The following is a 15,074-nucleotide window of genomic DNA, read 5'->3' as shown; positions in this document are numbered from 1 at the left end:
GTTCCGCTGTTGCCCACGTCAGGCAATGACGAATCGGCTGGGTCCGCGCAGTACCTCAAGTGCGGCCGGCAGGTCGGCCAGCCGGGTGGCCAGGGTAGCGAGAGCGAGTCGCTGCGGCAGCGCGCTGTTGAACTTGAGCCCCGTAAGTGCCTTCTCGTCGACCTCCGGCAGGCACAGCCGGTCGGCGGCGTCCGCGGTCCCGCTGCGCCACTGCGCGGGGGTGAGGTCCCGGCGCAGCCGGAGGTACAGGTCCGTGTGTTCCTGCATCGGATCGGTGAGGCCGGCCAATGTGCTGGTCAGGGTGGCGTTGGTACGGAAACCCGCCCAGGTCCACCAGTACACGTCGCCGTTGGCGGGGCGGGTGATGACGGTGCCGCCAGGATGCGCGGCCGGCAGGTACTGCTCCCGTAACTCCGCGAGCTGGTCGGTCGCCCGCCGGGTGAGCGTCACCGGCGGTTCCGCCCCGAGCACCACGTCACGCATCGCCCGGCTCAGCTCGTACGAGAGCCCGGCCAGGCCGGAACTGGTCCAACGCGCCTTCCCGCCGCTGTCGACCGGTTCGACGAAACAGCGGCGGCGCTTCCAGTCGATGTAGGTGACCTGCCAGCTCCGGCCGCCGAGGAGCAGCCGGCGTGGCCCCTGCACCTGCTCGGTCAGCAGGCTCGGGTCGATCCGGCCGAGTTCGGTACGCCCGGCGAGCACCGTGAACTCGGGGGGTGCCGTGAAGACCGCCGTCATAGCCATGAAGTGGCGGTGCCCGAACCGCAGTTCCGCCTCCGGACCGATGAAGAGCATGTCGCCGTCACGCTCCAGGTAGCCCTCGTCGACGAGGTACCGCAGAATCACGTCGGCGGTCCTGGTGAAGGGTTCGAGTCCGTTCCACCACTCGTGCCACACCTGCCCGCCGACCTGACGCTCCTGGAGGCACAGCGCCAGGATCTGCTGGGCGACGATGTGCCGCGGTTCGGGTGGCGCGACCACCGGCTCCACCCAACCACGTCCCCAGAGCAGCAGCAGGCCGGCGGCACGGAGCAGGCTCGGCCGGTCGGGCGTCAGGAAGAGGCAGTTGCGGGTGCTGCCGGGCCGCCGCCCGGTACGGCCGAGCCGTTGCAGCAGCGACGCGACCGATCGTGGCGCGCCGATCTGGATGACCCGATCGAGGTCTCCGACGTCGACGCCGAGTTCCAGGGTGCTGGTGGAGACGATGACGCAGTCCCGGGCCTCGGAGAAGGCCTGCTCCGCACGCCGCCGTTCGTCGAGCGAGAGGGAGGCGTGCGAGAGGAACGTGGCGACGCCCTTCGCCCGGAGGAACTGCCCCAGCTCTTCCACATCCTGGCGGGACTCGCAGAAGACCAACCGCTTCTCGCCCGCGTGCAGGGCCGCGATCACCGTCGCGGCGTTCTGGAGCGAGCCAACGTAGTCCAGCTCGATCTCCCCGGCCGGGACCGCCTGCTTGGGCGCGACTGCAGTGCCGGTCGTGGCGGCGGCCGGCGCTGTCGGCCCGGGTGCCGGCGGATCGAGGTGGGGCGCCACGACCCGCCCCGGTCGACGGCCCACCGCCGCTCCCTGCAACCAGTCGAGCAGTTGCGCCGGGTTGCCGACAGTCGCGGAGAGTCCGATCCGCTGCAGCGGCCGGCCGATCGCGTGGCCGAGCCGTTCGAGTACGGCGAGCAGGTGCCAGCCCCGGTCGTCACCGGCGAACGCGTGGACCTCGTCGACGACCACCGCCCGCAGGTCCGCGAAGAACCGGGCGTGGTCGACGTTGACGCTGACCAGCATCGCCTCGATCGACTCTGGCGTGGTCAGCAGCAGGTCGGGGCGGTCGCGCAGGATCGCCTTGCGTGCCGGTGCGGTAACGTCGCCGTGCCACACCGCGACGCGCCGGCCGAGCCAGGAGCCGTACGTGGCCAACCGGGGTTCGAGGTTGTTCAGCAGGGCTTTCAGCGGGCAGACGTACAGCACCGAGAGACCGGCCCACTGTTCGCTGGCCATCCGGGACAGCAGTGGGAAGACCGCTGCCTCGGTCTTGCCGCTGGCGGTCGCGGCGAGCAGTACGGCGTCTTCGCCGGCGAGCAGTGGCTCGACCGCGGCCTCCTGCAACTCGCGAAGCTGCCGCCAGCCGAGCGTGTTGACGATGTGGTGCAACAACACCGGATGGAGCCGATCGGCTGCCTGGTGGCCGGCAGGCGCGGTCACGGCAGGTCCAGGGAGATCTCGTCGGCTCGGGTGGCGTTGCGTTCCACCTCGGTCAGTTCCGCGTCGGCTACGGTGAGGGCGAAGTCGCGGCGCGGGTCGAAGTCCGGGTGCAACTCGATCGGATCCAGCACTCCGGCCACGAGCTTCTTGAGGAAGAGCCGGGGAGCGATTCCGACCTTCCCGCCGAGCCGGCCGGCGAGCGCCGTCGCGAGGTCTGCCAGGTACGCGTCGTCGGCGAGCCGGAGCAGCCGGTCGCGGGCTGGGTTGCCGTCGGCGAAGAGGTCGCGTACCCGGGCGCCGAGTTCGACCAACGCCTCGACCGTGAAGCCGGGCAGGCGCAGCTGCACCGCCCGGGGGTTGTCGAAGCGCGGGTCGGCCGGGAAGTCGGTGGCCAGCCGGCCGGCGAGCGGCGCCAGCCGGGCGACTCCCTGCGGCCCGTCATAGAAGGCCGGAGTACCGGTGATCACGAGATACAGCCCGGGGAAGCGGCCGGAGTGCACCTCGTCGACGAGTTGCCGCAGCGCGTTGAGCGCCTTGTCCCGGGCGTCGGAGCGGACCCGTTGCAGCGTCTCCACCTCGTCCAGCACGAGCAGCAGGCCCGGATATCCGCAGTCGCGGAGCACGGCGAGCAGCCCCTGCAGGAAACCCAGTGCACCGAAGTGGTCGAGGTCGCCCCGAATTCCGGCGTGCCGACGGGCCGCCGCCGAGACGTGCGGCTGCCCGCCTAGCCAGGCCAGTACGGCGTCGGCACCGGCCGGGTCACCGGCGGCGACGGCGGCCCGGTAGCCCCGGAGCGCGTTGGCGAAGGTCGGCGCGGTCCGGCCCACCACACCGAGCCGCTGACCGAGCAGTTCCTCGACGGCCCGCTCCACCGCCGCCTGGTCGGCCGGGTCCACCGTCCCGCCGCCGAGGACGTCGTCCTCAAGCGCGTAGAACCAGGCGTCGACGACGGGGCGCAGCGCGCTGGGCGGGAACGTGGCGGTGGTCAGCCGCTCGGTAAGGCGGCGGTAGACCGTCTCCAGCCGGTGCAGCGGGGTCTCGTTCTCCGAGATCTGCACCTCGGCGGTGGTGAGGTTGGCCCGTTTGGCCTGTTCGGCGAGCCAGCGGGCGAAGAAGGTCTTGCCGGAGCCGTACTCGCCCCGGATGGCCTTGAAGACCGCGCCGCCGGTACGTACCGTCTCGATCTCCTCGGTGACGGCGGTGGAGAACCGCTCCAGGCCGACGGCGAGCAGGTCCAGGCCGGATTCGGGTACGGCTCCGCGCCGCAGTGCGTCCAGCACCTGACGACGCCGGGCGCTGCTGACCCCGCTGCTCACCACCGCCTCCCCGAGCCCGGCAGTTGGAACTGCTCCCGCAGCAGTGCCAGGTCCAGCCGGACGGTACGCCCGTCGTCGACCAGGGAGAGCACGGGGAAGTTGTCGACGTTGAAGATGCGCTGGAGCGTGGTGACGAATCCGGTGGCCCGGACGGGCTGCTCACCGGCCTTCTCCGCGACGAGTACGGCCGGCAGCACCCCGTTGGCGTCCAGCAGCGCGGTCAGGGCGCCTCTGATCTTGCCGATCGGCACCTTCCGGGGGGTCAGCGAGTGCTGCGCCTCGAACATCTCCGACGCGAGCAGCGCGTCGACCAGGGCAGCGGGCCCCTCCGGCCGCACCGCCCCTGCCGGCGGGGCCGCTTCGACCACCGTCTCGACGGCGGGCAACTCGAACAGGGTGGTGCCCGGCTCGGGATCACGGGTGTTCCGCCGCGTTCCCGACCGCTCCCGCCGGGGCGGCGCCGCCTGCCCGGGGGGTGGGATCGTGGCCGCCGCCGACTCCGGACCGGCGGTGACGGCGTCCGGCGGCGCCCCGAGTGGCACCGTCCACCAGGCCGGCTGCTGCGGGCCGAGGAGACGCCAGCCGGGTGGGGCCGCCGCGCCGAGCGGCAACAGGGCCAGCAGCGGCACGGTCACCTCGGCCAGCGACACGCCGCCGTGGTAGCCGGCCTGGCGGGGCAGGTAACGCAGCCGTGGGTCCCAGAGCGCGACGACCCGCCCGCCGTCGGCGACGACCCGGGGGCCGGTCAGCTCTATCTCGCCGTCGGTGGCCGGGGCCGGATCGGTGCGGTGCCGGGCCGACGCCGGGTCGACGACGGACCGGGAGGTGGTGTCGCGGTCCAGCACGTGCCCGTGGTCACTGGTGAGGATCACGGCTCGCCCCTGGTAGCGGGCGTAGTCGAGCAGGGCGCGCAGCGCGCCGAGGTTGTCGATCCGCCAGCCGGCGTCGGCGCTCTCCCGGCCGTACCGGAGTGCGTCGTCGACGGTGTTGACGACGACGCCGACGACGGTACCCGGGTCGCTCAACGCCTGGACCAGCTTGTCGTTGAGCACCTCCCCCGCGTCGCCCTGCAGGGTGCTCTTGTGGAACAGCTTTGCCGGCCGCCCCTGCCACAGCGGGTTGTGCTCGAACGCGGTCCGCTCCTCGGACTGGCCGCCCTCGCGCAGCGCACCGGCCAGCAGCGAGGTACGCGACACCGTCGTCACCGTCGGCAGGGCCGCGACGACGCCCCGGCGCCGGGGGTCGGTCTTCCGTCCCGGGCGACTGGCCAGCGCGTCGTACTCCAGCCAGCCCTGCCGGGTGAGCTGGTCGGCCAGGTCGGCGGCGATGGCGGCGGTCATCCCGTCGACCATCACGACGAGTACCGGCCGGTTCTCCTCCCGCACCACCGGAACGACGACCCGGGCCAGCACGGTCTCGACGGTGAGCAGGTCCCCCGCGCCGCCGCCGCTGGCGGTCCAGGTGGCGAGCTGGGTGGCGAAGGCCGCATCCAGCTCCCGGCGGCGGTGCTGCGCCTGGTCGTGGATGAGCCGGTAGGTCGCGGCCAGCTCGGCGTGCGCGTCCTCGCCGATCCAGACGTGTTCCAGCGCCAGGTCGACCCAGGACCACTGCTCGACCTGGCGGCCGATCCCCTCGGCCACGCCGAGCGGCGGTGGGGCCGGTTCGGTGAGCCAGCGGGCCAGCCGCAGCGCCATCTCGGCCCGCTCGACCCGGTGCGGGTAGTGCGCCGCGAGGCGGTGCTCCGCCAGGTGCGCCACGGCGGCTGCGGCGGCGGGAAGCGCCTCGGGCAGCACCTGCCGGCGGGTGACCGTACGGCTCAGTGCCCGGGCGACCTCGCCGAGCCGGTGGGTGAAGCTGGAGCGGAGGATGTCGCTGTGCCGGGCGGCGCCGGTGGCGGCGAAGCCGAGCAGCAGTTCCTCGGCCCGGTCGAGCACGATGTGGCCGAGCTGGCGCGGGTCGGCCCCACCAGCGACCCGGCCGATGCCGTCGTCGCGCCCCGGCCCGCCCTCTCGTCCCGGCCCGCCGTCGCGTCCGGTGGCGCCGGAAAGCAGGCCCAGCATGGTCTCGTGGGCGGCGGCGGCGAACGCGGCAACGACGTCCCGGTCAAGGTGGACCCCGCCGAGGTACTGCTCGACCCGGCCCTGGGCACGCAGGCTGTCCGGGTCGTCGGCCGCCCAGAGTGCCCCGCAGACCAGCCCGAGCGGCAGGGTGTCGGTGACGTGCCCGACCTCGTGCAGCGCGGCGAGAACCCGCATTGCGGGACCGAACTCGTCGCCCAGCCAGCCGAGCAAGCCGGCCCGTTCCGCGTCGGGCAGCGCGCTCAACGCCTGCGGCGCGAACGGCAGGGCGCTCCAGCGCAGCAGGGTCGCCGGGTCGATGTCCTCGGCGGCGGTGCCGAGCCGGCCGAGCTGGAGCCGTTCCACGGTCAGGTGGCGCAGCGCGGTGTCGCGTTGCAGGACGATCCCGGGAAGCTGCGGCCAGCCGCCGGGCGGGGTGGCCTCCAGCAGTGCACGCCCGGCCCAGGGAAGTTCCTCCAGCCGGGGGTCCGACTGCCGGGCGCCGAACGCCTCCCTGATCAGGGTCCACGGCTTCATGTCGATGATCCGGTGCTGGTGCACCCGACTGAGGATGCCGATGCCGAGTTCCTGCTCGGAGAGGTCGGTGAGCAGCACGATGGGCAGGTCGTGCGGTTCGGCGACCTGCTCCCAGACGGCCAGGATGGAACGGCAGGCGACGACCCGTACCTGGAGTTTGTCGTCGATGCTCAGGATCGGGTCGTACGGCCACTCCGGCACGGCCTCGACCAGCAGCATCCGGGCCGGGCCGGTGCGGTGGTTGCGCAGCCGGGGTTTGATCCGTTGGCCGAGGGTGCGGGGGTTGACCGGCAGCGCCCGGTGGGACGATGCGGTGACGGTCACCGGCGTACCCGCCAGACGACTTCTATCCGACTGCCCGGGTTACGGCCGGCGACCTTGCGCAGCGTCTCGACCAGCTCGGTCAGGTCGTCCCCGTCGACCAGGACGCTGCCCTGTTCGCTCGGGCCGCGATCGAGCGTCGGCCGGCTTGTCGATGCGCCGGTCTCCGGATCCCGTGCCGGATCGGAGGTCACGTCGGGTCGCGCCGGTCGGGGCTGGTTCCGGGTGACCCGGCGGAGCAGGTCGGTGCTGCGGCTGCGGGCCCGGTTCAGCGCCGCCGCCAGCGGGGTGGTCAGCTCGTCGTCGTTGGCGGCCTGCCGCAGCGCCGACAGAATCTCCGCCGCCTCGGCTGCCCACGGCTCGCCGAGGTCGGCAAGGAGGTCGAAGTTGTCCCACGAGGTGTTGCGGAGAGCCTGGACGACGTCGTCCGCGCTCCGGATGCTCCGGCCGGCCCGTTGCGCCGGGCCGCCCAGGTCGGTCCGGGCGAGCTGCTTGATAATGTCGATGTCCCGGTGCCGGCTGTCCAGGCCGTCGAGCAGGTCCCGGGCCGCGTACGCGGTGTGCAGCCGGCCGGCGGTGGCGGCGGGGTCGAGGCCGAGCCGGTCGGCGTGCCGTTCCAGCTCGTCGACCAGGCGGTGCGCGGCTTCCCGGTGCTGTCGCGCCTGCCGGGACAGGTCCTGGACGAACATTGCGACGAGCCGGCCCCGGGCCAGGGTCGGCCCCATGAAGCCGAAGAGGTGCATGGCCCGCTCCCGGGCCGTCTGCCAGTCGTCCTCGGCCGGCCGTTCCGGAGTACGCAGGGCCAGCTCGCCGTTGATCGCGGTGAGTTCGGGTTGCGGGGTCAGGATCGCGCCGTGCCGGACCCAGGTCCGGTCGGTCTGCTCGGCGAAGGCGGCCATCACGAGCTGGGCCACCGGCTGTTCGAGGCCGCGTGGCTGCGGCTCGTTCAGCCAGCGTTCCAGGTCGGCGACGCGCAGGTCCCCGCCGATGCCTTCCTGGTTGGCCCGGCGGTGGAAGTGCTCGACCCAGTCCCGGCCGAGCACGTACGCCGCCTCGTGCATCACGCCGAGGCCGAGCGGGTTGACGATGCGGCGGACGACAGCCCGGTCCTTCTTCTCGACGTCGACCCGGTCCTTGCCGGACTCGATCGCCCGGCGGACGTATTCCAGCGTGGTCTTGAGGTCGGTGACCCGCAGCGGTTCGCCCCGGCGGTCCGGGTCGAAGTCCGGATGCGCCGGATACTGCGCCGAGAGCATCTGGTCGGCGAGCCAGGGCAGCACCGCGCTCAGCTTCGCACCGACTGGCAGGGTGAGGTAGCGGGGGTCGGTGAGGCTTAGCAAGTGGTCGGTGTAGGTGGTGAGGACGTCCGCAGGCTGCTTGCTCGCCACCCCATATGCCTGGCGTAGCACACCCTTGATCGCTGTGAGTAGGGCGCCACGCTGGTTGGTGAGGGTCGCGTGGGCCCGGCGGCGATCGTCTTCGCTAAGGTGTCTGGCTGCCATCTCGAACCGACTCGACGGCCCGCCGAGCAGCGCATCAAGCATGACCAGCCGGCCCAGGTCGTTCTGCCGGTTGCCGGTCAGGGTGGCCGGGATCCAGCAAACGGTACGCGCTGTGAAGTGGAAATTCAGTACCCGGCTGCGGTCCTCGGCGGGGCTGTGCGTGCCCTGGTCGAACGGGTAGTCAATGATCAGACGCCAGCTGTTCGGCGTGAACGGATGGAACGCGTCCTCGCGTAGCTCGTTTGGGTCGCGGATGTTGCCGTAGACAATCTCGATGGTGCGTCGACTGCCTCGCCAAACCAAGTGAGCCTGGTCGAAGTAGCCATCCGTGGCGGTGATGCCGAGTTCTTCCCAGAGCAGCCGTTTGACCATGTTCTGCCGGCCGCCGACGGTATCGAAGTGTCGGGCATTGTTGAGCACGCTGTCCACGTCGACTCCGACGAGTTCCAGTCGTACCACATCGCCGTCGAACATCTTGATCTCGCCGAACTGGGCGGCCCACTGCTCGATCTTGCGGCCGATTAGCCCAACTTCGCCGCCGGGGATAGGGCTGGTGATGCTGCCGTGGTTTAGCGCGGAGAGCTTGCGCGGAGTCAGGTTGTGTAATGCAGGTACCGACGGAGCGAGTGCAGCCAGCAGCATTGTCTTGACAATACGGTCGTCGCCGGTGAACGCCCGTATCCGGGCATTCACCCGCTGGTCCACTTGTTCGCCGCGCCGCGCGCGCTCCAGATCGTCGTCGCTGACACTATGCTGTTCCATCAGGTATGGCCGCAATCGGTTTTGGTAGAACCTCTGTGCGGTTTCGAATTCGACCTTCAGCCGTTCGGTGAACGGCTGGTCGCCTTCACGGATGAGAACGTCGTAGAGGTCGCCAAGCGGAATGAGCTGACCAAGCCGCAATTCGTCACGACGCGACACGAGTAGCTGACGTATCAGCTTCAAGCCAGTTCGGGCGCGCTGCAATGCACTCGAGACATACACCAGGGTCGACATAAATGCTGGACTGAACGGATAGGTTAGGCGGAAGGATTCCAGGTCTGCGCCACTGCCAGTATCAGAACCAAGCAGGACGTCCCATACGTCGGACCGGACCCGCGTGATTCGTTCGAATGCCTCATTGATTGCCTGGTCGGCCGGGCTGCCGTCACCGCCGACCCGTTGGAGAAGCCTCCGTCGGGCGATCTGCGGCAAATTGCGGTCCTCCAACGTGATCACGTCGAAACGGCCGCTGGCAAGATTGAGGGTGTCCTGGAAGGCCAGGTCATGGGCACCAATAACCTCCGCACCAACAAATTCGCGCAGGTCACGCTGGCGAGCAATGAAGGTAATTACGGGGATTGGTCGGGTGACGTCGCCGCCCTCCACGAAGTTGGTTATTTTCTGGATCTCGCGAGACACAAACTGTTGGTCACCGATGCTGTTGGCGAGCCAGAGGATCAACTCATCGAGGAAGAGTACCAAGCCGTCGTACCCTAGCTCCATAGCGTGGGTGGCCATTTCGGCGAGTCCGCGGTCGAGTGAGATGAACCCGTCCGCGTCCTCCAAAGCGTTTCGAAAGAAGCCTTGCTGCCAACTGCTGAGCAAGTCGTTGACGAGGTCGCGGCGGATCTGCTCTTCAGGGGCAGCAGCGAACGCGGCATCCAGCTTGTCACCGGTCCAGGCGTTGATATCACCCCATTCATCCTCTTCGCCACTGGGCAGACCGGCGATGAACGCCTTGTCGCCGATCTGGGCGCGCAGGTGCCGACTCTGGTCGAGCAGGGGGTCTGTGCGGTGAAGCCCTGGGATCCGTGCCGCAGGATGCAGCCTGCGCACATATTCGATGTAGCCGCCGAGCACCCGCTGCTCTAGCGACTTCGCACCTAACATGTGGTACGGCACTAGGAGGAATTTTCGGCCGTCGAGCCAGACATTATGGCGGGCGAGCAACGAAGCGAACTCATCCCGGCTACGCGCAGCATGTTCGCCGCGTAGCAGTGCATGTAACACCGCCATGAAGTGCGACTTGCCAGAGCCGAACGAGCCGTGCAGGTAGGCGGCTCGGGAGGCACCTGTGTCAAGCGAGTTTTGGATAAGCCGGAGTGCTTGGTCGAAATTGTCGACCAGGCGATCCGGGATGACGTACTCGCGGAGGGTCTCCTTGGCGTTGGTGACGCCATCGGTGAGCCTCAGGACCAGATCGCCTGCAGCGGGGGATTCTGGGATGACGATCACGTCCCGCAGCAGCGGTGAGGGTGTCTGCTCCGGCATGGCTACACCGTATCGGAACCGTCATCCCAGGCCAGTGACCCGGACTCGGGTACTGGACGCCCGGTCCCGGCGGTCCGGACCAGGGCAGGCGGGGTCGGTTCGGCGGTGGTGCCGTAGGCGCGGCCCCAGCGGTCGCGGCAGGCGCAGGAAAGGCTGGCGTGGATCCAGTTGTCGTTGTCGCGCAGCACGGCCAGTCCGCAGTGCCGCCAGGGACAGACCCGGGGGTACGGCGGAAGCTTCCCGCCTCGGGCCGGGCGACTCACCGATCCTCCGTCCGGTCGCAGTAGCTGGCCGAACCGGTCGGCTTTTCGGTGCTCCAGCAGGAGCCGCCGAGGACGCTGTCCCAGTGGCAGCCGGGATGGTCGGCGGCCCGGACGCAGACCTCGCCGTCGGGTCCGGGGCGGCCACAGGTGACCGGCTCGCTGTGATTCCACTGGTCGGCGCGGCTCAGCAGGGCTGGGTGTGCGGTCAGTTCGGGTCGGAGCAGGAGCAGTGCCTCGGTATAGACGGCCGCTTTGCTGCGGGCTGCCAGTAGGTCGTGGGCCGGGAAGGTGACGTGCAGGGTGTAGCGGCGGCGGGGTTCGGTGGTCCGGCCGAGGGAGCGGAGGCGCAGGTTGGGGCTGGTCTCGCGGGCGGCGTGGAGTCGGCGGTGTGCGCCGGGGTCGGTCGGTAGGTCGGGCGGGGTGGGTGGGTTGAGGGCGTGGGCGAGGGCCGCGCGGACGGCCTCGGAGACGTCGGCCCGGTCGAGGACCGCGAAGAGATCGGCGTACGAGTCGGACGGTGCACCGTGGGTGGCTGGGTCGGGGTGGGAGTCCTCGGGTGGGGTCCGCTCGCGACGCGACCGGTCCCAGTGCGGCGAACTGTTCTGCGTCACGTAGACCTTCAGGCGTTGATCGTCGTGGGTGAACGGCGCGCTACAGCGAGCATGGACGAGGCGACAAATTTTTGCAACGTCGCATCGGTCGAGAACTTTTATGAAACTTGGCGAGAGTTGACTCAGGAGCGCGATGAAGCAATCATCGGCGTTGATTACTGGAAGGGGTGAGGTAGTGGCGCAGATTCCGAGCCCGACCATCAGGGCTCGCCGGCTCAGACGGAAGTTGCGGCGGCTCCGTGACCGAGCGGGTTTGATCGCCGAGGACGTGGCCGCCGACCTTGGCTGGCATAGAACCAAGGTCATCCGGATCGAGCAGGGCCACTCCCGCGTCACCCAGAAGGACGTCCAAGATCTGCTGACCCTCTACAAGGCCACCGACGAGGAGCAGGCATCGATCGCCAGCCTGGCGCGGCAGGCGCGCCAGAAGGGCTGGTGGAACGCGTACGGTGACGTGCTGCCCGACGCCTACGTGGGCTTCGAGGCCGAAGCTTCGTCGATCAGCTCGTACGAGAGCCTTCTCGTTCCGGGCCTGTTGCAGACCGAGGAGTACATCCGGGCGACCATCCAGGCCGGACGGGCAACAGCCGACGAGGACGAGGCCGACCGCATCGTCGCCGCCCGGCTGGCACGGAAGGCGCTCTTCTCCCGAGACGTACCGCCGAAGCTCTGGATCGTGCTGGACGAGGCAGTGGTCCGACGGGTGGTCGGAGGACCGAGCGTGATGCGCGCACAGGTCGCCCGTCTCATCGAAGCGTGCGCGAACCCGTCAATCGTGTTGCAGGTGCTGCCGTTCAGTGCCGGAGCCCACGCCGCCATGAGCGGGCCGTTCACGGTCCTGGGCTATGACGATGAGGCGCTCGACCCCACTCTCGTCTACGTCGAGAACGATACGAGCACACTACTCATGGACAAGGAGCCGCAGGTCGCCCGGTATAGACTCAGTTTCGACCACCTGCGGGCGAAGGCGCTCGACCCCGACCGCTCGGGTGAGTTCCTGGCTCGGGTCGTGGATGACTATCCCAAGTAGCCCTGCAAGGAGACGATCGATGACCGCCCCCGACCGGAAGCCCGTCGTCTGGCGCAAGAGCAGCCGCAGCAGCCCGAACGGCTCAAACTGCGTCGAGGTCGCCGACTTGGCCGGCACGATCGGCGTACGGGACTCGAAGGACGTGACAGGGCCGGTGCTGCGATTCACCCCGTACGCCTGGGCCAGCTTCACCAAGGGCCTGGATCAAGACCCCAGGCTCAGCGCGCACCGACCGACAGAACCGGGCTCGTTCGGAGCCTGACGTCGGGGCCGAGTGGAAACAGTTCCTGCGCCCGGTCCGTTTACGGGCTGAGCACCGACGTACAGATCCGACCACAGTGGCGGGTGCGCCGACTGCGAATGGCCGAACGTGATCTACTCATTCGGTCGCCGCACCCGAACGGGCACGCTGATCGCGGCAGATGAGCACGTCGTTCCTGCTTCTGAAGGCGTCCGCAAGCGCGGCAGCCGAAACATACATCGCTCGCGCTCGTCAGGTAGGTTGCGGATCGCGACCCGCTCGTAGCCGGCTTTCCCACCCCGGCGCCTACCCATCGGAAAATTGTCGTACGCACGCACTATCATGCTCCTCGCGCAAGAAAGCCAGCGCGTTCACAGATTTTGGATCGTTTGAGGTAGAGGGGATCTAGGCACCGATGTCCGACAGGGCTCCCTTGACCGGAATTCCGCCTGCGCTGCCGTGGGCATCACGTCTGCTGGCCGCCCCTGCGTTGCCTGGGGCACCGGAAGACTGGATCTCAGATCTCCGGAAGATGTTGCCGACAGTCGCGGCGGCCCGGTTGACCGCTCAATCCATGATCAATTGGGGATCCAACGAACCCGGTGAGTTCACCGGCGAGTGGCTGCTGCGTCGCCTGTCGCCGATAGGACTGTTGGTCAAGAATGACGCAGGTCTCATCGAACTGACCAAGGAAGCAGAAATCTGGCTCAGCGAGGGAGGCGACGAGTTCCTGATCGGCCTGATTCACAGCAGGATCCGATTCGTCGGAGAAGCACTGAGCGAGATCTGCGCCGGAGCACGTACTCACGAGGAACTGCTAGACCGCGCAACAGCCAGGTACGGAGTCGGCTGGACTTCGCTCGACCAGGTTCGCAGAAGGACTGCCTGGCTCCGCGTAGGCGGGTTTATCGAACGATGGTCGCACTATGAGGTCGTGCCGACGGCCTGTGGCCTTTCTCTCCTTGAAAAGCTCGAGATTGTGGATCCCGCCTCCCTGCCACATGCCGCAGCGGAGGACCAGGTGGTCAACGACATCCCGCCAGCCAACGGCGTCATCGCGGACATCTTGAACTCGCTCGACGACGAGAAGTTGGGCGCGCGAAAGCGGGTCATCGGATTTCTACCGGCGGGACGTGAAGGGGAGACTCTTTACGAGAGTCTTCGCCGGCTGATTACCTTCTTCAGTCCATCCATCGAACGGGAGGAGTACCAGCGCATCTGCAGCGCAGAGCTCGGTCTCTCGAAGTCGTCGGCGGAAACCGCGTTGGCGGCGCTTCGATCTCTCGGCCTAGTGGAGCAGGTGGGTCTGGACAAGTTCGCTCCGACCCCGTGCGCCCAGCTGTGGCTGGAAAGCGCGGAACCGCTCGATCTCATTCGGATCATCCATGCCCATATACTGATGTTCGGTGAGCTTGTGACCTTGTTGCCGCGGCCGACCGATGTAGGCGACCTAATGAGTGCTGTTCAGGCGGTGCTGGGGGATGACAGTCCGCAGCGGTCGGAGATCGGTGTCCGGCTTCGATTGCTTAGTAGTTGCGGACTGCTCGTCCGGGTCTCGCACACGAGCTATATGGCTACCCCGCTGGGCAGGGCGTTGGCCGACGAACTTCCCTGCCTTCAGCCGGATACCGATCCGGCACCAACGCCGGAGAGTTCCGCCGCATCCGTGCATTCGCCAATGCAGGAGGCGGTCGACGAGCTGCAGGCAGCCTCCGTCGACTCGCGGGATCCCAAACGATTCGAATCGGCCGTGCATAGCGCCTTGCGGCTCCTCGGCTTCGGTGTGCGTCATCTCGGCGGTCCCGGGCGCACAGATATCCTACTGTCTGTCTGGCTCGGTCCCGGCAAGCAGCGGCGAATCACCGTGGAAGTCAAATCGTCCGGCTCGGGGCAGGTGTTGGAGGGAGCAATCAGCTTTGACGCCGTCGAAGAACACAGGGTCCGGCATGACGCGGACAGAGCGGTCATTGTAGGTCCGTCATTCCCCGACGGTCGCCTACGGAAGTGGGCGCAGCAGCGGAACGTTCGTTTGATCGACGTACCGACTTTGCGTCGTTACCTGGAACTCAACGAGGTCGCACCTCTCGCCCCGAGCGCCTTGGCTGGAATCTTCGACATCGAGACTGCAGCGCCGGAAACCGCCTGGGACGGGGTGACCCGGAGGCAGATGCTGATGAGGCACGTCGTGGCTACGCTGTGGCGGGAAGCCAATGACGACCGGGAGGTGGCAAGGTCAGGCGGAATGCTCGACGTCACTGCACTACGGTATCTGCTCCGAGACAAGCTCGACCCAGACCCGGAAGAGATTCAGGAAGTGCTTAGCTTCCTTGCTTCTCCGATGATGCAAACGGTTGGGCGCAAGGCCGACAAATACTATCCGCTTGAGTCGCCCGAGATCACTGCGTCGAAACTGCGAGCGCTAGGCGTGGAGCCCGGCGGACGGAGCGCAATGCGCAGCATCTTCGACGCGGGCGAGCAAGACGGTGATCTGCTCGACTTAGAGCCGCCGGTCGCGGCCAATGATGAAAGGAATCCCCTAAGCTTTGAGACCAGTCCGGCAAAGGTCGATGCTGCGGCAGTCAGAGCCTGGGCGGCAAAGGCCGGTGTGCACGTTCGAGACAGAGGCCGATTGCCGTCGAGCGTAATCAAGCGATACCTCGACCGGCGCAAGTGATGCCGTCGCTCATACCTCACTGCAGGGAGGGCAAAGCCGCTCGATCACGGCAACGCGCGCACTGCGTTGCGCG

Annotated in this window: 9 protein-coding genes; 3 read left to right on the top strand and 6 right to left on the bottom strand. The window is 68.3% G+C overall.

Going from position 1 to position 15,074, the window contains the following annotated elements; genetic code table 11:
* Positions 1–18: 18 nt before the first annotated feature.
* From ACSMXO_RS04310 to ACSMXO_RS04285, 6 genes are read right to left on the bottom strand one after another with little or no spacing between them, the layout of a single operon-like run.
* Complete coding sequence (locus ACSMXO_RS04310; RefSeq protein WP_455416772.1) at positions 19–2,151, bottom strand: DEAD/DEAH box helicase; 2,133 nt, start codon at positions 2,149–2,151, stop codon at positions 19–21.
* A 41-nt stretch (positions 2,152–2,192) separates the two neighbouring features.
* Positions 2,193–3,512 (bottom strand): BREX system ATP-binding protein BrxD, encoded by a 1,320-nt coding sequence (gene brxD / locus ACSMXO_RS04305; RefSeq protein ID WP_455416771.1) that lies wholly within the window; start codon positions 3,510–3,512, stop codon positions 2,193–2,195.
* Complete coding sequence (pglZ, locus tag ACSMXO_RS04300) at positions 3,509–6,430, bottom strand: BREX-2 system phosphatase PglZ (protein ID WP_455416770.1); 2,922 nt, start codon at positions 6,428–6,430, stop codon at positions 3,509–3,511. The genes brxD and pglZ overlap by 4 nt, the downstream gene beginning before the upstream one ends.
* Positions 6,427–10,182 carry a hypothetical protein gene (locus ACSMXO_RS04295; protein WP_455416769.1) on the bottom strand — a complete coding sequence of 1,252 codons (3,756 nt, stop codon included), beginning with the start codon at positions 10,180–10,182 and terminating at the stop codon, positions 6,427–6,429. Before ACSMXO_RS04295 ends, pglZ begins: the two co-directional genes overlap by 4 nt.
* Before the next feature lie 2 nt (positions 10,183–10,184).
* A complete protein-coding gene (locus ACSMXO_RS04290) occupies positions 10,185–10,445 on the bottom strand; it encodes a hypothetical protein (RefSeq protein ID WP_455416768.1) in 261 nt (86 codons plus the stop codon).
* Positions 10,442–11,056, bottom strand: a complete 615-nt coding sequence (locus ACSMXO_RS04285) for a hypothetical protein (protein ID WP_455416767.1) — start codon at positions 11,054–11,056, stop codon at positions 10,442–10,444. The genes ACSMXO_RS04290 and ACSMXO_RS04285 overlap by 4 nt, the downstream gene beginning before the upstream one ends.
* A 175-nt stretch (positions 11,057–11,231) precedes the next feature.
* Between ACSMXO_RS04285 and ACSMXO_RS04280 the strand changes: the two genes are divergently transcribed.
* The 3 genes from ACSMXO_RS04280 to ACSMXO_RS04270 all read left to right on the top strand — a co-directional run bounded on the left by ACSMXO_RS04280 (position 11,232) and on the right by ACSMXO_RS04270 (position 15,001).
* The gene (locus ACSMXO_RS04280) at positions 11,232–12,086 is read left to right on the top strand and encodes a helix-turn-helix domain-containing protein (RefSeq protein WP_455416766.1); all 855 of its coding nucleotides are present in this window, start codon (positions 11,232–11,234) and stop codon (positions 12,084–12,086) included.
* A 19-nt stretch (positions 12,087–12,105) separates the two neighbouring features.
* Positions 12,106–12,348, top strand: coding sequence for a DUF397 domain-containing protein (locus ACSMXO_RS04275; protein WP_455416765.1), 243 nt, complete (start codon positions 12,106–12,108; stop codon positions 12,346–12,348).
* A 553-nt stretch (positions 12,349–12,901) separates the two neighbouring features.
* A complete protein-coding gene (locus tag ACSMXO_RS04270; RefSeq protein WP_455416764.1) occupies positions 12,902–15,001 on the top strand; it encodes an Lsr2 family DNA-binding protein in 2,100 nt (699 codons plus the stop codon).
* The last annotated feature ends 73 nt before the right edge of the window (positions 15,002–15,074 follow it).

This window comes from Plantactinospora sp. DSM 117369 (assembly GCF_053764795.1).
The sequence above is the reverse complement of the archived record's forward strand: the minus strand, read 5'-3'. Positions and strand labels throughout refer to the sequence as shown.